General features: G+C 74.0%; 11 protein-coding genes, 1 pseudogene and 1 riboswitch. Of the genes and pseudogenes, 9 read left to right on the top strand and 3 right to left on the bottom strand.

Features of this window, described 5'->3' with window-relative positions:
* Positions 1-8 precede the first annotated feature (8 nt).
* The 4 genes from nuoL to recQ all read left to right on the top strand — a co-directional run bounded on the left by nuoL (position 9) and on the right by recQ (position 7,555).
* Entirely contained in the window at positions 9-1,982 is a 1,974-nt protein-coding gene (gene nuoL, locus ACZ7LB_RS24135) for an NADH-quinone oxidoreductase subunit L (RefSeq protein ID WP_471471064.1), read from the top strand.
* Between the two features lie 5 nt (positions 1,983-1,987).
* Complete coding sequence (locus ACZ7LB_RS24130; RefSeq protein ID WP_471471061.1) at positions 1,988-3,586, top strand: NADH-quinone oxidoreductase subunit M; 1,599 nt, start codon at positions 1,988-1,990, stop codon at positions 3,584-3,586.
* Positions 3,583-5,232: an NADH-quinone oxidoreductase subunit NuoN gene (nuoN, locus tag ACZ7LB_RS24125; RefSeq protein ID WP_471471059.1), complete on the top strand. Its 1,650-nt coding sequence runs from the start codon at positions 3,583-3,585 to the stop codon at positions 5,230-5,232. Before ACZ7LB_RS24130 ends, nuoN begins: the two co-directional genes overlap by 4 nt.
* Positions 5,233-5,455: 223 nt before the next feature.
* Positions 5,456-7,555, top strand: coding sequence for a DNA helicase RecQ (recQ, locus tag ACZ7LB_RS24120; protein ID WP_471471057.1), 2,100 nt, complete (start codon positions 5,456-5,458; stop codon positions 7,553-7,555).
* 159 nt (positions 7,556-7,714) lie between these two features.
* On the opposite strand, the gene ACZ7LB_RS24115 is transcribed toward recQ, so the two are convergent.
* Both ACZ7LB_RS24115 and fahA read right to left on the bottom strand, forming a co-directional pair.
* Complete coding sequence (locus ACZ7LB_RS24115) at positions 7,715-8,653, bottom strand: M56 family metallopeptidase (RefSeq protein WP_471471055.1); 939 nt, start codon at positions 8,651-8,653, stop codon at positions 7,715-7,717.
* 600 nt (positions 8,654-9,253) lie between these two features.
* A complete protein-coding gene (gene fahA, locus ACZ7LB_RS24110; RefSeq protein WP_471471054.1) occupies positions 9,254-10,471 on the bottom strand; it encodes a fumarylacetoacetase in 1,218 nt (405 codons plus the stop codon).
* A 247-nt stretch (positions 10,472-10,718) separates the two neighbouring features.
* Here fahA and ACZ7LB_RS24105 point away from each other — a divergent pair, with 247 nt between their 5' ends.
* Positions 10,719-11,570, top strand: coding sequence for an HAD family hydrolase (locus ACZ7LB_RS24105; protein WP_471471053.1), 852 nt, complete (start codon positions 10,719-10,721; stop codon positions 11,568-11,570).
* On the opposite strand, the gene ACZ7LB_RS24100 is transcribed toward ACZ7LB_RS24105, so the two are convergent.
* Positions 11,557-12,036 (bottom strand): transglycosylase SLT domain-containing protein, encoded by a 480-nt coding sequence (locus ACZ7LB_RS24100; RefSeq protein WP_471471051.1) that lies wholly within the window; start codon positions 12,034-12,036, stop codon positions 11,557-11,559. The genes ACZ7LB_RS24105 and ACZ7LB_RS24100 overlap by 14 nt on opposite strands.
* Before the next feature lie 3 nt (positions 12,037-12,039).
* A riboswitch (cyclic di-AMP (ydaO/yuaA leader) is annotated at positions 12,040-12,205 on the bottom strand.
* A gap of 638 nt (positions 12,206-12,843) precedes the next feature.
* Between ACZ7LB_RS24100 and ACZ7LB_RS24095 the strand changes: the two genes are divergently transcribed.
* The 4 genes and pseudogenes from ACZ7LB_RS24095 to ACZ7LB_RS24080 all read left to right on the top strand — a co-directional run bounded on the left by ACZ7LB_RS24095 (position 12,844) and on the right by ACZ7LB_RS24080 (position 17,916).
* The gene (locus ACZ7LB_RS24095; RefSeq protein WP_471471049.1) at positions 12,844-13,854 is read left to right on the top strand and encodes a polyprenyl synthetase family protein; all 1,011 of its coding nucleotides are present in this window, start codon (positions 12,844-12,846) and stop codon (positions 13,852-13,854) included.
* Between the two features lie 442 nt (positions 13,855-14,296).
* On the top strand, positions 14,297-15,601 hold the full coding sequence (locus ACZ7LB_RS24090; protein WP_471471047.1) for a LolA family protein: 1,305 nt from the start codon (positions 14,297-14,299) through the stop codon (positions 15,599-15,601).
* A gap of 493 nt (positions 15,602-16,094) precedes the next feature.
* A pseudogene (locus ACZ7LB_RS24085) lies at positions 16,095-17,039 on the top strand (ABC transporter ATP-binding protein); the annotation flags it as partial.
* Positions 17,026-17,916: an ABC transporter permease gene (locus ACZ7LB_RS24080; RefSeq protein ID WP_471471045.1), complete on the top strand. Its 891-nt coding sequence runs from the start codon at positions 17,026-17,028 to the stop codon at positions 17,914-17,916. The pseudogene ACZ7LB_RS24085 and the gene ACZ7LB_RS24080, both read left to right, overlap by 14 nt.
* Positions 17,917-18,911: the final 995 nt, after the last annotated feature.

The following is an 18,911-nucleotide window of genomic DNA, read 5'->3' as shown; positions in this document are numbered from 1 at the left end:
GAAGAATCGTGGAGAACCTGATTGCGCTGCTGGTGGCGGCGCCCCTGCTCGGAGCGGTGGTCCTGCTGTGCGGCGGGCGCCTGCTGGACGCGGTCGGTCACTGGATCGGCACGCTGCTGGCCGCCGCCTCCTTCGTGATCGGCGTCGTCCTCTTCGCCGACATGCTCGGCAGCGGCGCCGCCGACCGCACCCTGACGCAGCACCTGTTCAGCTGGATCCCGGTGGAGGGCTTCCAGGCCGACGTCGCCTTCCGGCTCGACCAGTTGTCGATGACGTTCGTCCTGCTGATCACCGGTGTCGGCTCGCTGATCCACCTGTACTCGGTCGGGTACATGGAGCACGACGAGCGCCGCCGCCGCTTCTTCGGCTACCTCAACCTGTTCCTCGCGGCGATGCTGATCCTGGTCCTCGCCGACAACTACCTGCTGCTGTACCTCGGCTGGGAGGGCGTCGGCCTCGCCTCCTACCTCCTGATCGGCTTCTGGCAGCACAAGCCCAGCGCGGCCACCGCCGCCAAGAAGGCGTTCCTGGTCAACCGCGTGGGCGACATGGGCCTGTCCATCGCCATCATGCTGATGTTCCTGTGGTTCGGGACCTTCGCCTTCGGGCCGGTGCTCGGCGGCGGCGACCAGGCGGGCCTCGCGGCCTCCGCGAGCGAGGGCAAGCTCACCGTCATCGCGCTGATGCTGCTGCTCGCCGCCTGCGGCAAGTCCGCCCAGGTGCCGCTGCAGTCCTGGCTCGGGGACGCGATGGAGGGCCCGACCCCCGTCTCGGCCCTGATCCACGCGGCGACCATGGTGACGGCGGGCGTCTATCTGATCGTCCGCTCCGGGGCCGTCTTCAACGGCGCCCCGGACGCACAGCTCGTCGTCACCGTCGTCGGCGCGGTCACGCTGCTGTTCGGCGCGATCGTCGGTTGCGCCAAGGACGACATCAAGAAGGCGCTGGCCGGGTCGACCATGTCGCAGATCGGCTACATGGTGCTGGCCGCGGGCCTCGGCCCGATCGGCTACGTCTTCGCGATCATGCACCTGGTGACGCACGGCTTCTTCAAGGCCGGGCTGTTCCTCGGCGCCGGCTCGGTCATGCACGGCATGAACGACGAGGTCGACATGCGCCGCTACGGCGGACTGCGCAAGTACATGCCGGTCACCTTCGTCACCTTCGGCCTCGGCTACCTGGCCATCATCGGCTTCCCGGGGCTGTCCGGCTTCTTCTCCAAGGACAAGATCATCGAGGCGGCGTTCGCCAAGGGCGGCACCGAGGGCTGGATCCTCGGCGCCTGCGCCCTGCTGGGCGCGGCCATCACGGCGTACTACATGACGCGCGTGATGCTGATGACGTTCTTCGGCGAGGAGCGCTGGCGGAACCTGCCCGCGGCGTCAACGGCGTCAACGGCGGACTCCGCCCCGGCCGCGGGCGGGGGGACGGCCGGCGGGTCCGCGGTGCCGCACCCGCACGAGTCCCCGGGGACCATGACGATCCCGATGATCGTGCTGGCCGTCGGATCGGTCGCGGGCGGTGCCTTCTTCAGCATCGGCGACCGCTTCCTCAAGTGGCTGGAGCCGGTCACCGGCTTCGACCACGGCCACGCGCCCCTCGGCGCGGGGGTCATCACCGGGGCCACCGTCGCCTGCATGGTGATCGGCGTCGCCGTCGCCTGGGCGCAGTACGGGCGCCGTCCGGTCCCGGCGGTCGCCCCGCGCGGCTCGCTGCTCACCCGGGCCGCCCGCCGCGACCTGCTCCAGGACGACTTCAACCACGTCGTCCTGGTGCGCGGCGGCGAGCACCTCACCCGGTCCCTGGTCTACGTCGACCACACCCTGGTCGACGGGGTCGTCAACGGCACGGCCGCTTCGTTCGGCGGCCTGTCCGGGCGGATGCGCAAGCTGCAGAACGGCTTCGCCCGCTCGTACGCGGTCTCGATGTTCGGCGGTGCGGCACTCCTCGTCGCCGCGACCCTGCTGATGAGGGCGGTCTGATACCGATGTCCTTTCCCCTGTTGACAGCGACGGCGGTGCTCCCGGCGGCCGGGGCCATCGCCACGGCCGCCGTGCCCGCCGCGCGACGCACCGCCGCGAAATGGGTGGCGCTGCTGGTCTCGCTGGGCACGCTCGCCCTGGCCGTGGCGGTGCTGATCCGCTTCGACCCGGGCGGCGGCCGCTACCAGCTCACCGAATCGCACGCCTGGATCGCCGAGTTCGGCGTCCGCTACGAACTGGGTGTGGACGGCATCGCGGTGGCGCTGCTGGCGCTGACCGCCCTGCTGGTCCCGTTCGTCATCCTGGCGGGCTGGCACGACGCCGACCCGCTGGAGAGCGGCAGCAGGCGGTGGCGGCCCACCCAGGGCTACTTCGCCCTGATCCTGGCGCTGGAAGCGATGGTGATCCTCTCCTTCGAGGCCACCGACGTCTTCCTCTTCTACATCCTGTTCGAAGCCATGCTGATCCCGCTGTACTTCCTGATCGGCGGCTTCGGGGACCGGGCGCACGGTGCCTTCCGCACCGCGGCGACCGAGGACGAGGGCGAGCGGGCGGCCGCCGCCCAGCGGTCGTACGCGGCGGTCAAGTTCCTGCTCTACAACCTGGCCGGCGGTCTGATCATGCTGGCCGCGGTGATCGGGCTGTACGTGGTCGCCGGCAGCTTCTCGCTCGGCGAGATCGCCGAGGCGCGGGCCAACGGCTCGCTGTCCATCGCGACCAGCACCGAGCGCTGGCTGTTCCTGGGCTTCTTCTTCGCCTTCGCGGTGAAGGCGCCGCTCTGGCCGCTGCACACCTGGCTGCCCAACGCCATGGGGGAGTCCACCGCCCCGGTCGCGGTGCTCATCACCGCGGTCGTCGACAAGGTGGGCACCTTCGCGATGCTGCGCTACTGCCTCCAGCTCTTCCCGGAGGCCAGCAAGTGGGCGACGCCGGTGATCCTGGTCCTCGCGGTCATCGGCATCATCTACGGCGCGCTGCTGGCGGTCGGCCAGCGCGACATCAAGCGGCTGATCGCCTACGCGTCGATCTCGCACTTCGGCTTCATCATCATGGGCATCTTCGCGATGACCAGCCAGGGCCAGTCCGGGGCGACGCTGTACATGGTCAACCACGGTCTGTCGACGGCCGTGCTGATGCTGATCGCCGGGTTCCTGATCTCCCGGCGCGGCTCCCGCCTCATCGCGGACTACGGCGGGGTGCAGAAGGTGGCGCCGATCCTGGCCGGCACCTTCCTGATCGGCGGTCTGGCGACGCTGTCCCTGCCCGGGCTCGCCCCGTTCGTCAGCGAGTTCCTGGTCCTGGTGGGCACGTTCACCCGCTACCCGGCCATCGGCGTCGTCGCCACCTTCGGCATCGTGCTGGCCGCGCTCTACACCCTCGTCCTCTACCAGCGGACGATGACCGGGCCGGTGAAGCCCGAGGTGGCCGCGCTGCCCGATCTGCGGGCGCGTGAACTGCTGGTGGTGGCACCGCTGGTGGCGCTGCTGATCTTCCTCGGCGTCTATCCGAAGCCCGTCGCGGACATCGTCAACCCGGCGGTCCAACAGACCATGTCCGACGTACACAAGCAGGACCCCCGGCCCGAGGTGGAGGCGGCCAAGTGAGTGCAACAGCCGTCCACAGCCTGTGGACAACAGCGGCCGAGCCGATCACGAAGATCGACGCGCCGAAGATCGAGTACGGGCAGCTCGCGCCCGTCCTCATCGTGATCGGCGCGGCGCTCGTCGGCATCCTGATCGAGGCCTTCGTACCGCGCAAATCCCGTTACCACGCCCAGCTCCTCGTCTCCGTCGTCGCCCTGGTGGCCTCGTTCGCCGCGGTCGTGGCGCTGGCGGCGGACGGATACGGCACGACCAAGGCCCGCATCGTGGCGATGGGCGCCATCGCCGTCGACGGACCGGCCCTGTTCCTCCAGGGCACGATCCTGCTGGCCGCCCTGGTCAGCCTGTTCACCTTCGCCGAGCGGCGGCTCGACCCGGCCGCCCACGGCAGCCGGGTGGACTCCTTCGCCGCGCAGGCGGCGGCCGTACCGGGCAGCGAGAGCGAGCAGAAGGCCGTGAAGGCCGGGTTCGCCACCACCGAGGTGTTCCCGCTGCTGCTGTTCGCCGTCGCGGGCATGCTGGTCTTCCCGGCCGCCAACGACCTGCTGACGCTCTTCGTGGCGCTGGAGGTCTTCTCCCTCCCGCTCTACCTGCTGTGCGCCCTGGCCCGCCGCAAGCGGCTCCTGTCGCAGGAGGCGGCGGTCAAGTACTTCCTGCTCGGCGCCTTCGCCTCGGCGTTCACCCTGTTCGGCATCGCCCTGGTGTACGGCTACGCGGGCTCGATGTCGTACGCCACCATCGCCCGGGTCGTCGACGGCACCCTGCCGAACGTCACCCCGGCCCTGGCCGACACCACGGGCAACGACGCGCTGCTGCTGATCGGGGCCGCGCTCATCGTCATGGGGCTGCTGTTCAAGGTGGGCGCGGTGCCGTTCCACATGTGGACGCCGGACACCTACCAGGGCGCGCCGACGCCGGTCACCGGCTTCATGGCGGCGGCCACCAAGACGGCCGCCTTCGGCGCGCTGCTGCGCATCCTGTACGTGGTCCTGCCGGGGCTGCGGTGGGACTGGCGGCCGGTGATGTGGGGCGTGGCGATCGTCACCATGCTGGTCGGCGCGATCGTCGCGATCACCCAGACCGACATCAAGCGGCTGCTGGCGTACTCGGCGGTCTCCCACGCGGGCTTCATCCTCGCGGGTGTGATCGCGGCCACCCCGTCCGCGATCTCGTCGGTCCTCTTCTACCTGGTCACCTACTCCTTCGTGACCATCGGCGCCTTCGCCGTGGTGACGCTGGTGCGGGACGCGGGCGGCGAGGCGACCCACCTGTCCAAGTGGGCGGGGCTGGGCCGGCGGTCCCCGCTGGTGGCGGCCGTGTTCGCGGTGTTCCTGCTGGCCTTCGCGGGCATCCCGCTGACCTCCGGGTTCGCGGGCAAGTTCGCGGTGTTCAAGGCCGCCGCGGAGGGCGGCGCGGTGCCGCTGGTCGTGGTCGGTGTGATCTCGTCCGCGATCGCCGCGTTCTTCTACATCCGGGTGATCGTGCTGATGTTCTTCAGCGAGCCCCGGCCGGACGGCCCGACGGTCGCCGTGCCGTCGGCGCTGACCATGACGACGATCGCCTTCGGCGTGGCGGTCACGGTGGTGCTCGGTGTGGCGCCGCAGTACTTCCTGGATCTGGCCGGCCAGGCGGGGGTGTTCGTGCGCTGACCCCGCGCCGCGGCGGCCGACGGCCCCGGCTCCCTTCCGGTACCGCACCGGGGGAGCCGGGGCCGTCGGGCGTGCGGGCCGGGGGTGGCCGGAAGCGGGCGGGCCGGTACGACAAGTGGAGCCGGCTTGTGGACAACCTTCGGGGGCTGTCGGCGCGGGCGCCTATCGTGGACGCAGTGGTCGAAGGACGGCGCACGGGGGACAGGAGTCGGGGGAGCGGACGATGAGCGGGACGGGCGTGATCGGCGAGATGACAGGCACGGGTGGCGCGGGCGGCGGCGCGCTGGACACGCTGCACCGGGTCTTCGGGTTCGACTCCTTCCGCGGTGAGCAGGAGGCGGTCGTCGAGCACGTGATCGCGGGCGGCGACGCCGTGGTGCTCATGCCGACCGGCGGCGGCAAGTCGCTGTGCTACCAGATCCCGGCCCTGGTCCGCCCCGGCACCGGCATCGTGGTCTCCCCGCTCATCGCGCTCATGCAGGACCAGGTGGACGCGCTGCGGGCGCTCGGCGTGCGGGCCGGGTTCATGAACTCCACGCAGGACTTCGACGAGCGGCGCATGGTGGAGGCCGAGTACCTGGCCGGGGAGCTGGACCTGCTCTACCTGGCCCCGGAGCGGCTGCGCCTGGAGGGCACCCGGGATCTCCTCTCCCGGGGGCGGATCTCCCTCTTCGCCATCGACGAGGCGCACTGCGTCTCCCAGTGGGGCCACGACTTCCGGCCGGACTACCTCGCCCTGTCCCTGCTCGGCGAGCGCTGGCCGGACGTGCCCCGCATCGCGCTCACGGCGACGGCCACCCGCGCGACCCACAGCGAGATCACCGAGCGGCTGGGCATGCCGACCGCCCGCCATTTCGAGGCGAGCTTCGACCGGCCCAACATCCAGTACCGGATCGTGCCCAAGACGGAGGCGAAGAAGCAGCTCCTCGCCTTCCTGCGGGAGGAGCACGCCGGGGACGCGGGCATCGTCTACTGCCTCTCGCGCAACTCGGTGGATAGGACCGCCGAGTTCCTCTCGCGCAACGGCATCGAGGCGGTGCCCTACCACGCGGGGCTGGACGCGGGCACCAGAGCGGCGCACCAGTCCCGGTTCCTCCGCGAGGAGGGGCTGGTGGTGGTCGCGACCATCGCCTTCGGCATGGGGATCGACAAGCCCGACGTGCGGTTCGTCGCCCACCTCGACCTGCCGAAGTCCGTCGAGGGCTACTACCAGGAGACCGGCCGCGCCGGGCGCGACGGGCTGCCGTCGACGGCCTGGATGGCGTACGGGCTCAATGACGTGGTCCAGCAGCGCAAGCTGATCCAGTCCGGCGAGGGGGACGAGACCTTCCGCCGCCGGGCCCAGTCCCATCTGGACGCGATGCTGGCGCTCTGCGAGACCTCGCAGTGCCGCCGGGGCCAGCTCCTCGCCTACTTCGGCCAGGAACCCGCCCCGGTGGGCTGCGGCAACTGCGACACCTGTCTGACCCCGCCGGAGACCTGGGACGGCACGGTCGCGGCGCAGAAGGTGCTGTCGACGGTGGTGCGGCTGAAGCGGGAGCGCGGGCAGAAGTTCGGCGCCGGTCAGATCGTCGACATCCTGATGGGCAAGCGCACCGCCAAGGTCATCCAGTTCGACCACGACCGGCTCTCCGTCTTCGGCATCGGCGAGGAGCTGACCGAGGGCGAGTGGCGGGGCGTCACCCGGCAGCTGCTGGCGCAGGGCCTGCTCGCCGTCGAGGGGGAGTACGGCACGCTGGTGCTGACCGACGCCAGCGGCTCGGTGCTCCGCCGGGAGCGGGAGGTGCCGCTGCGCAAGGAGCCCAAGAAGCCGACGACGGCCCGGGGCACCGGCGCCCGCGGCGAGCGCAAGCCCAGGGCGGCGGCGGTCGAGCTGCCCGAGGCACTGCTGCCCGCGTTCGAGGCGCTGCGTGCCTGGCGGGCGGAGCAGGCCCGTGAGCAGGGCGTTCCGGCCTATGTGATCTTCCATGACGCGACGCTGCGGGAGATCGCCACCGTCTGGCCGACCTCGGTCGGGCAGCTCGCCGGGGTCACCGGCGTCGGCGAGAAGAAGCTGGCCACCTATGGGGAAGGGGTGGTGGCGGTGCTCGCCGGCCTGGCCGACGGTGCGCCGGACGCCCCGGCTCCGGCGTCGGCCTCCTCCCCGGTCCCGGCCTCCTCCTCGGCTCAGGTCTCCTCTTCGACTCGCGCCCCGGACCCGGCCCCGGTTCCGGCTCGGGGGAGCGGTTCCGCTCCGGACGGGCCGCGGACGGCCGCCGCCGTGGACGCCCCGGACGACTACTGGCCCGAGGAGGAGCCGGAGCCGTTTCCCGATTGGGAGTGACCGGCGGGGAGTGACCGACTGGGAGTGACCGACTGGGAGTGACCGGCCGAGGGCCGGGGCGGGGGACCGGGCGATCCTAAGGAGCCGCCGCCCCCGGGGCGCCGTCCCCCGGGCCGCCGTCGTCCGGGGCCGGTGTTCCGGACGGCCCGGGGGTGCGGGTCATGCCAGGGCGGTGAGTCCCGGCGCGAAGGTGATGAGGAGGGGGACGAGGGGCACCAGGGCGGCCGTGGTGGTGGCCAGGGCGCGGCGGCGGCGGCCGAGACGGGGCCGGGGTTCCAACAGGCGGTCGACCCGCTCGCCCAGCAGGCGGTGGCTGGAGGCGCAGGACAGGACGCCGCGGTGCTGGTTCAGCTCGATCAGGGCCAGCGCGGTGGTGAGATGGCCGCAGCGGCGGGAGGCGGCGTCGTCGGCGGCGAGTTCCACCAGGCGGTGGGTCTGGTCGCAGAAGTGGGCGAAGACCGGGATCCGGGGGAAGCCGGTCGCCAGCGCGGTGGACAGGTGCAGCAGCCAGTCGTGGTGGGCGCGGGCGTGGCCGCGCTCATGGGTGAGGACGGCGTCGAGCTGGTGGTGGGTGAGGCGCCGCAGGGCACCGGTGGTGACGATGAGCTGGGGCGGGCTGCCGGGCATCCACCAGGCGTCCGGGTACTCGTCCTCCAGCACCAGCAGGGGCCCGCGGGCGGCGGGCAGGCCGGCCGGGAGGTCCGGGGCGCGTTCGCGCAGATGGGCCCGGGAGCGGAGGCGCCGACGGCGGGCCTCGGCCAGTTCCCTGGCGAGCACGGCGGTCGTCCAGGCCGCGCCCGCGGCCAGCAGCAGGGTGATCACCGCCGCCCAGACCGGGCCGGCGGAGAGGTTGTAGGCGGCGGTCACGGCGGGCGGCGCGGGCGCGAAGAGCTGGGCGCGGACGGTGCCGAAGACGGCGGCGGCACCGAGGGCGAGCGAGGTCAGGCAGCACAGCAGCACGGTGGCGACCAGGCACTGCCACACCCACAGCCCGACCACGGGGTCCCGCTCGGGCCACCGGGACCGGGTCAGCGCACGCGGCACCGGCACGGCGGCGGTGACGCCGACGGTGAAGAGCAGGAGCAGGCAGACGGTCATGCCACGGGCTCCGAATCCTGGTCGGAAGGGGCGGCTCGGGGAGGTGCGCCCGACGGTGCGGGCGGCGCGGAGAGGGGGTGCTGAGGGGTGCGGGATGCGGAGTGCCGGGGTGCGGGCGTCGTGGGGTGCCGGTGGGGCCGGAGGTGGTCCGGTGGGCCGGGTTCCCGGGGCCCCGGGGGTGTGGTGTTCCGGCGGCCGGGCGGGGCGCGCGGTGCGCACCGCCCGGCGCCAGTATGCCGGTGACGGGGGTGCGGCGGCAGGGGAGAACGCCTGTCGATCCGGCCACGCACCCGCCGGACCCACCGGAACGGGGCCGTGAGCCGTGAGCCGGGCGCCCGGCGCCAAGCTCACGGCTCACGGCGCGGCAGTCACGGGGGCCGGTGTCCGTCGGAATCGGTGAACACTTCGGTCTCAGGTGTTCACGGATCGCGCGGTACGGGGTCCGGTGGCGACCGTTCCCCGGGCCGGGTCCCGCGCGACCGGTCCGGCGGCGGACCCGCCCGCCCCCGTGGCCGTCGGACGGGGCACCGTGCCGCCCGCCGCCCGGGGCCGGCGGGCGGCGAGGCACCGTCGGCGCCGCGGCCCGTGCCCGGCGGGGAGCTACGCCGCGACCACGCGGCCGGTGACCTCGCCCAGGCCGACGCGGGTGCCGTCGGGGCCCGGGGCCCAGGCCGTCAGGGTCACCACGTCGCCGTCCTCCAGGAAGGTCCGCTTGCCGTCGGGCAGTTCGAGCGGTTCGCCGCCGTTCCAGGTCAGCTCCAGCAGGGAGCCGCGCTCGCCCTCGGCGGGACCGCTCACCGTGCCGGAGCCGTAGAGGTCGCCGGTGCGCAGGGAGGCGCCGTTGACGGTCATGTGGGCCAGTTGCTGGGCGGCGGTCCAGTACATGCCGGAGAACGGCGGCTCGGAGATCACGTGCCCGTTGAGGGCGACGGAGATCCGCAGGTCGTAGCCGCCGGGCTCGATCCGCTCGGGGTCGGTGTCGTCCAGGTAGGGCAGCAGTTCGTGGGTGCGCGCGGGCGGCGCGACCCGGGCCTCCTCCAGGGCCTCCAGCGGAGTGATCCAGGCGGACACCGAGGTGGTGAACGACTTGCCGAGGAACGGGCCCAGGGGCACGTACTCCCATGCCTGGATGTCGCGCGCGGACCAGTCGTTGAGCAGGCACAGCCCGAAGACGTGCTCGCGGAAGCCGGTGAGCGGCACCGGGTGCCCCATGTCGGAGGGCACGCCGACCACGAAGCCGACCTCGGCCTCGATGTCGAGGCGCACGGACGGGCCGAAGACCGGCGCGGCGTCGGCGGGCGCCTTGCGCTGGCCGGAGGGCCGCACGACGTCCGTGCCGGAGACCACGACGGTGCCGGAGCGGCCGTGGTAGCCGATCGGGAGGTGCTTCCAGTTCGGGGTGAGGGGGTCGGAGCCGGGGCGGAAGATCCGGCCGACGTTGTGGGCATGGTTCTCGGAGGCGTAGAAGTCGACGTAGTCGGCCACCTCGAAGGGGAGGTGCAGGGTCACCGAGGACAGCGGGTGGAACAGCGGCTCCACGGTCTCGCGGTGGGAGGGCACCGTCAGCCAGGCGGTCACCGCGCGCCGTACGTCGGACCAGGCGGTGCGGCCCGCGGCCAGCAGCGGGTTCAGGGTCGGCCGGTCGAGCAGGGAGGCGTACGGGGAGCCGAGGGCCCGGGCCGCCGCGCCGGCGTCGAGGACGTGGTCACCGAGCCGGACGCCCACCGTCCGGTCCCGCGTGCCGGGGATCGAGAACACGCCGTAGGGAAGGTTGTGAGGACCGAAGGGGTCGCCCTCGGGGAGGTCGAAGGGGGGCATCGGGTTCGCCGCCTCGCTTTCGTGCTCGCCATGCGCGTCAGCCGCGCCGTGTGCGCCGGTCGGCCGCGTGATCCGCGGCCGGGCCACACGTTACGGCGGGGACACCGGTCTTGGGCAGGGGCACCGGCCGCGGTGCCCCTGCCCGGCGGTCCGGGCGGGCGGCGGGAACCGGCCCCGTGGCGGGTGTTTTCCCGCCCGTACGGCGGAGGGGGAGCCGGCGCGGGGCGCCGTCCGTATGCTCGGGCCCATGGGCCGTCCCGCGTACGCACTCGTCGCCACCGACCTCGACGGCACCCTGCTCCGCGGCGACGACACCCTCTCGGCGCGGACGCGGGCGGCGCTCGGCCGGGCGGAGCGGGCGGGCGCGCGGCACCTGGTGGTGACCGGACGGCCGGTGCCCCGGGTACGGCCGCTGCTGGCGGAGCTGGGCGCGACGGGGCTCGCGGTGTGCGGACAGGGCGCGCAGGTCTACGACGCGGGGGCGCGCCGGATGCTCTGGTCCCTCGCCCTGGACCGGGAGACGGCGGAGGCCGCGCTCGGCAAGATCGAGGCGGAGACCGGGCCGGTGCACGCGGCCGTCGACCAGGACGGCACGGACGGGGAGACGCTCGTCGAGCCGGGCTTCGTGATGCCGCACCCCACGTTGCCGGCCCGGCGGGTGGGGCGGCGCGAGGAGCTGTGGCGGACGCCGGTCAGCAAGGTGCTGCTGCGCCACCCCGGGCTGTCCGACGACGCGCTGGCGGCGGCGGCCCGTGCGGCGGTGGGCCCGCTGGTGACGGTGGTGGTGTCGGGGCCGGGCACGGTGGAGCTCCAGCCGCCCGGCGTGACCAAGGCGACCGGGCTGGCGCTGGCCGCCGGGCGGCTGGGGGTGGACGGGGAGCGGACCATCGCCTTCGGGGACATGCCCAACGACGTCCCGATGTTCCGCTGGGCGGGCCACGGCGTCGCCATGGCGGGCGCGCACCCCGAACTGAGGGCGGTGGCCGACGAGGTCACCCTGACGAACGAGGACGACGGCGTCGCCGTCGTCCTCGACCGGATCTTCGGGGCCGTCCGCCGGGGCGGACGGGGCGCGGGGCGCCGGATCAGTACGCGCTGAAGACGTTGTCGATCGAGCCGTACCGGTCGGCCGCGTAGTTGCAGGCGGCGGTGATGTTGGCGACCGGGTCGTAGGGGTCCCAGGAGGTGCCGGCCACGTGGTAGGCGCGGAAGGTCGGGTCGATCACCTGGAGCAGGCCCTTGGACGGGGTGCCGTTGACGGCGTTGACGTCCCAGTTGTTGATGGCGTACGGGTTGCCGGACGACTCGCGCATCACGTTGCGGTGGATGCCGTCGTAGGAACCGGGGATGCCCTGCTGCGCCATGATCGCGAGGGACTGCCGGATCCAGCCGTCGAGGGTGTCCGGGTAGGCCGTCGAGGCGGCGGCGGTGGTGGTCGTGGCGGCCGAGGCGCCGGTGGCGCCGAGGAGCGGCAGGGCGAGCACGGCGGCGCCGGTTCCGGCGACGGCGATCCGGCGGGCCAGGCGGGCGGTGCGGGCAGGACGGTGCTGACCGATGGCAGGCATGGGTGATCCCTCTCCTGACGCCTGCGAGGTGAGCTGTCGGGTTCGGGCGGGGAGGTGCCCGGCCGTGCCCTGACGGGCGCGGCTTCACCCCTAGCCGTTCCGGTGGGTCCGGTGCGGCGACTTACCTTGGGTCCCCCGCTCCTGCCCGCGAGTGTGTCGAATGGATGACTGTCGGTCCGGCGGTGGCAGGATTCGGCGTCCGCCCGACAGGCCGGGAACGTATGCGAGAGCACATGTCGGGAACAAGTGCGGGAATCACCCGACGTACCTGTTGACCTTGATCGGTACGGTTTGGGGTGCTTGATCCTTTGCGGTCGCGACCGGCCAACTGGCCTACGGGGCAACGGGCCCCCGCCGGGCGGGGCGCGGGGGCCCGGCGGCGGTGGACGGTGCGGTGGAGTGAGCCAACTCACGGAGGCGGCCAAGGGTGGCAAATCGGGCATTCAGTCCAACTGTGAATTAATCGGCTCCGGTTGGGGGCGCCCCCGGTGTGCGGCCGCTCCGGCGGGACGGGGGGCGTGCCGGGCGGGTGACGTTCTGGCGGTGCGCGCCGTTGGGTGGGGTGATGGGATCTTCGGTGGCGGCCCGGGGTGCGCCGCGCGCCGGGCCGCGCCCCGGATGTCCGGTCATGGCGGGCGACATTTGCCGATATCACTTGATCAAAAACATACCGTGCGCGATCCCCTACGGACCGGTGTCTTGCGGTGGGCGCTAGCGGTGATCGAAACATGACCGGATACGCTGACTTGAGTGGTGGCAGCGACCTATCGACAAACCAGATAGACAGCAGCAGACAGGAGACCCCTCGTGACCGTCGTCGGGCCGTTCGGGCTGAGCGTGCGGGACCAGGCTCTGGAAGCCGATGTCCAGACCGGGCTGGCGGCCGTCGAGGAAGGGTTGCTTGAGGCAACCAAGAGTGAGGTCCCGTTCATCACGGAAGCCGCCCAGCACCTCGTGCGGGCCGGCGGCAAGCGGTTCCGACCGCTGCTCGTCATGCTCGCCGCCCAGTTCGGCGACCCCTACGCCCCCGGCGTCGTGCCCTCGGCCGTGGTCGTGGAGCTGACCCACCTCGCCACGCTCTACCACGACGACGTGATGGACGAGGCCGCCGTGCGGCGCGGGGTGGCCAGCGCCAACACCCGCTGGGACAACTCGGTCGCGGTCCTCACCGGCGACTTCCTGTTCGCCCGTGCCTCCCAGATCCTCGCCGACCTCGGGCCGGAGGCGGTCCGGGTGCAGGCCCTCGCCTTCGAGCGGCTGGTCACCGGCCAGATCCTGGAGACGGCGGGACCGCAGGACGGGCGGGACCCGGTCGACCACTACCTCGACGTGCTCGGCGGCAAGACGGGCTCGCTGGTGGCCGTCTCCTGCCGGTTCGGCGCGATGGTGTCGGGCGCCGACGAGACGGTCGTCGACGTGCTCACCCAGTACGGGGAGCGGCTCGGCGTCGCCTTCCAGCTCGCCGACGACGTCCTGGACATCGCCTCCGACTCCCGCGAGTCCGGCAAGACCCCCGGCACCGACCTGCGCGAGGGCATCCCCACGCTGCCGGTGCTGCGGCTGCGCGAGCGGGCCGAGCGGCTGGGGCTGGCCGAGGACCGGGAGCTGTGCGAGCTGCTGGACTCCGACCTGACCGACGACGGCCGGCACGCCGAGGCGCTGCGCCTGCTGCGCGCCCATCCCGCCCTCGAACAGGCCCGCCGGGACACCGTCCGCTACGCCGAGGAGGCGCGGGCGGCGCTGGCCCCGCTGGTGGAGTGCCAGGCCAAGGCCGCGCTGGTGGAGCTGTGCGACGCGGTGGTCCACCGCGCGGGCTGAACCCGGGACCGGTCAGGGTGCCGGGCGGAGCCGGACGCGGCGGAGGCCGCAGGACGGGACACGCTCGCCGTAGGGGCCGTAGGGGCCGTAGGGCCGGAGTGGCGGGCCGGGGTGGGTCAACCGCCGTACGGGTCACGGGGGATCGTCCGCCCGTGCCGGCGGCGCGAGGGGCGCGCCCCCTGGGGACCGGGGCGGCTCCGGGCCTCCTCGTACGGGCGCCGTACCCCACCCCTACGGGCCGGAGGGGCCGGGACTCCCCGGTGTCATCCCGCAGGAGTACGCGGAGTTGGGCCCGGGGGCTGACGATTCCGTGCCCCCGATTTGGTCGTATGGACACCACGGAAAACACCGGTCCTCACCGATTCGGGTGAGAATGGCGGCTCACGGGTGGAGACGTGCGACATCGCGGGACACCGCCGCCGACAACGGAGGTAGGGCACACATGGCACCGTACGAATCCGACGGCAGCACCACCACCGCCGGGGAGCGCGAGGAACCCCGGACGTCCCGGCGCAGGGCCGCGCGGTACGCCGTCCCGGTGGCGGTGATGGGACTGGCCGCCGCGACGATCGGCCTCGTCCCCGCCCTCGCCGACTCCGGGGACCCCGATCTGCCCGGGATCACGGCCCAGCAACTCGTCGAGCGCATCGCCCGGTCGGACGTCCAGCACCTGTCCGGCACGGTGAGGATCAACACGGATCTGGGGCTGCCCGACCTCGGCGGCCTCGGCCGGGGCATGCTGTCCGGCCGGTCCGGAGTCCCGGGCGCGGGCGGCGGGGACGCGGAGGACGGCGGGGGCTCGGCCGCCGACCCCTCGGCCAAGCTGACCGCGCTGGTCTCCGGCAGCCACACGCTGCGCGTCGCGGCCGACGGCCCCGACCGGCAGCGGCTCTCCGTCCTGGAGGACGCCGCCGAGTACAGCCTGATCCGCAACGGCGAGGACGTCTGGGGCTACGACAGCGCCTCCAACGAGGTCTACCACGCCACCGCCGGCCCGTCCGGCCGCGCCGGTGACGAGGGCGCCCGCCGGCACGCGGAGCTTCCGGCCACGCCCAAGGAACTCGCCGAGCAGGCCCTGGCGGCGGTCGACGCGACCACGTCGGTGACCGTCGACGGCACCGCGAGGGTGGCGGGACGGGACGCCTACCGGCTCGTGGTCGAGCCCCGGCAGAAGGGCTCCACGGTGGGCGTCGTCAGCATCGCCGTGGACGCGGAGACGGGCGTGCCGCTGAAGTTCACGCTCACCCCTGCGGGCGGCGGCGCCGCCGTCGTCGACGCGGGCTTCACCCGGGTGAGCTTCGCCGAGCCGGACGCGTCGACCTTCGACTTCACCCCGCCCAGGGGCGCGAAGGTCACCGAGGCGGACGGGTCCGGGAAGGACGGCGCGTCGGGGAAGGCCGACTGGCCGGGCAAGGCGGACGCGTCCGGCGGGGAGGGCCCCGCCGGTGTGCCGGGCGGCGGACCCGCCGGCGGCGCGGAGGGCGTCGAGGTCGTCGGCGAGGGCTGGAACACGGTGGCCGTGCTCCGCACCGGCGGCCGGGGACTGCCCACCGCGGCGAAGGAGGGTGACGCGGGCGCCCTCGGCGGCTTCCTCGGCTCCTTCGGGGACCCGGTCAAGGGCGGCTTCGGCTCCGGCACGGTCTTCAAGACCCGTCTGATCAACGCCCTGATCACCGACGACGGCACGGTCTACGTCGGCGCGGTCACCAAGGACGCCTTGGTGAAGGCGGCCGACGCCGCGCGGTAGCGGCCGGTACCGCGAGAGCGAGCAGGGGCGCCGGTCGTCCCGCGAGGAGAGGAAGCCGATGCGCGGGACGACCGCCGGAGAGCCGGAGCACCGGGACCGGGAAGCGCCGGGCCCGGACGAACCGGGCCGGGGACCCCTGCGCGGGGAGCCCCGGCCCGGGGAGCCCCGCGCGGGGAGGTCCCGTGCCCCGGAGACCCGTGCCCCGGAGACCCGGGACCGGGACGGCACCGCGGCCGGAGGCACCGCCCCGGGCGCCGCCGACGGCACGGCCGCCCCGGCCGGCCCCACCGCCGGGAGCACGGCGACCGCCACCGGCACCGCCACGGCCGACGACACCGGCGGCCCGGATGCCCCCGGCGGCCCGGATACCCCCGGCGGCACGGATGCTCCCGGTGGCACGGGTGCCGCAGGCGGCTCCGGAGGCCCCGCCGCCCGCCGGGCGCCCGCCGTCCCCGGCCGCGCGGGCGCCCCCGCCGGGAGGGCCGGCGCCCTCCCCGGGGACGCGGACGGCGCCGTCATCGCCACCCGGGGGCTCACCAAGCGCTTCCGCGGCGGTCAACTGGCCGTCGACGGCCTGGACCTGACCGTTCCGGCCGGGAGCGTCTTCGGCTTCCTCGGCCCCAACGGCTCCGGCAAGACCACCACCATCCGCATGCTGATGGGGCTGATCGAGCCGACCTCCGGCACAGCGCGGGTCCTCGGCCGCCCGATGCCGCGCTCCGCCCGCTCCGTTCTGCCCCGGGTCGGCGCCCTCATCGAGGGCCCGGCCCTCTACGGCTTCCTGTCCGGCCGCGACAACCTGCTGCGCCAGGACGCCGCCGACCCCACCGCGGACCCCCGCACCCGGCGCGCCCGGGTCGCCGCGGCCCTGGACCGGGTGGGGCTCGGGGCCGCCGCGGGCAAGAAGGCGAAGGCGTACTCGCTCGGCATGAAGCAGCGCCTCGGGCTCGCGGCGGCCCTGCTCCAGCCGCGCAGCCTGCTGGTGCTGGACGAGCCCACCAACGGGCTCGACCCGCAGGGCATGCGGGAGATCCGCACCCTGGTGCGGGAGCTGGCCGACGACGGCACGACCGTCTTCCTCTCCTCCCATCTGCTGGACGAGATCGAGCAGGTGTGCACGCACGCCGCCGTGATGGCCCACGGGCGGCTGATCGTCCAGGGCCCGGTGGCCGACCTGGCGGCCGGGGCGCGCGGCAGGCTGGTGGTCACCACGCCGGACCCGGCGGAGGCCGCCCGGGTGCTGGAGAAGCTGGGCGTGGCGGACGTGACGGCCGGGGCGGACCGGGTGACCGGGGCGCCCCCGGAGGGCGACCCCGCCGGGGTGAACGCCGCGCTGGTCGCGGCGGGCGTCCGGGTCCGGGGCTTCGTGGTGGAACGTGCGTCGTTGGAGGACGCCTTCGTGGCGCTGACGGGAGAGGGCTTCGATGTCGCGGGCTGAGGCACCGGACGTGGCGCGCGGGCCGCGGGTCCGCCGGTCCGGGGGGCTGCTGCGGAGCGAACTGCTGATGACCTTCCGGCGCTGGCGCACCGCCGCGCTGCTGGGCGTGCTGGCGGCGGTGCCGGTGCTGATCGGCATCGCGGTGCGGATCGAGACCGGGGGCGGCTCCGGGCCCGGCGGCTCCGGCGGGGAGGGCGGGCACGGGGGACCGGCGTTCATCTCGCAGATCAGCAACAACGGCCTCTTCCTGGTCTTCACCGCGCTCGCCGCCACCCTGCCGTTCTTCCTGCCCCTGGCCGTCGGGGTGGTCGCCGGGGACTCCGTCGCGGGCGAGGCGAGCGGGGGCACGCTGCGCTACCTGCTGGTCGCCCCGGCCGGCCGCACCCGGCTGCTGATCACCAAGTACGCCTCGGTCCTGGCCTTCTGCCTGGCCGCGACCCTGGTCGTCGCGGTGTCGGCGCTGGCGGCCGGGGCGCTGCTGTTCCCGCTCGGCGACCTCACCACCATCTCCGGCACCCGGATCGGCTACGGCGAGGGGCTGGGCCGGGCCCTGCTGATCGCCCTGGCGGTGGCCGCCTCGCTGGTGGGCCTCGCGACCCTCGGGCTGTTCGTCTCGACGCTCACGAGCAGCGGGATCGCGGCGATGGCGACCACCGTCGGGCTGCTGATCACGGTGCAGATCCTCGACCAGATCCCGCAGCTGGACGCCGTGCAGCCGTACATCTTCTCCCACTACTGGATGTCCTTCACGGACCTGATGCGGGAGCCGGTGTACTGGGACGACCTGGTGCGCAACCTCGGCCTCCAGGCCGTCTACGCGGCGGTGTTCGGCTCCGCGGCATGGGCCCGGTTCACCACGAAGGACATCACCACCTGACCGCGCCCCGGGGGCCCGCGACGCCGGGCTCCCGGGCCCCGGGACGTCCGGTGGCGGCCGGGACCACCGCGGCGCGCCCGCCTGGAACGAGCCTGTGACATCGCGGTGACGAGAGGAGCGCCGCCGACCGGAGAGACTCGACGTCAGGTGGACAACAGCAGGACTCGGCTCTGGACGGCACGGGCACCGCGGCCGACGGAAGCCGTCGATGAGTGGGGGAACGATGTCTCGACTCGGCCGTGACGAAGCGCGGGACGCCGGGCGCGCCGGGCGCCCGTCCGCACCGGTGGCGGAGGCGGCCCCGATCGCTGTCCGGGTGCCCGTGCCCGGCGCGGGGGCGCGCAGCGCCTCGGTGGACGGCGCGCTGCTGGTGGCTCCCCCGGGGGAGGAGATCCAGCACATCGTCCTGGACCGGCTGCACCGCCTGGCCATCGTCGCCGGGCGGCCGGTCCTGGCCACCATCCACGACGAGCGCCTCGGCTGCACCGTTCCCCTCCGGGTCGACCCGGACGGGTCCAGCCATCTGGCGGCCGACCCGACCCCGACGGCCCCGGAAGGCAGGCCGGTACGGCGCGACCAGCCCACGCACTTCCTGCGCCGGGCGACGGTCCTCCCGGCGGACGCCACCGCCCCGCCGCTCCGGACCCCCGCCCCCGCCCCGGTTCCGCCGCCCGCCCCGGTCCGGGACCCGGCGTCGGCCGCGGTGCCGGTGCCGGTGCCGGTGCCGGTTCCGACGTCCGCTCCGGTCCGGGACCCGGCGTCCGCGCCCGGCACCGTGGTGCCGCCGACGGGGGTGTTCGGCCCGCCGCCCGCGATGGACCCGGAGGCCGCGGCCGCGCGACGGGCGGAGGCGGGACCGATGGGCCCCCTGGGCGCACCGCCCCCGAGGGGCACGACCATCCCTACGGCCCCTACGGCCCCTACGGCCCCTACGGCCCCTACGGCCCCTACGGCCCCTACGGCCCCTACGGCCCCTACGGCCCCTACGGCCCCTA

Source organism: Streptomyces sp. NPDC107521 (assembly GCF_055598485.1).
Note: the sequence above shows the minus strand (reverse complement) of the source record. Positions and strands in the feature narration are given on the sequence as shown.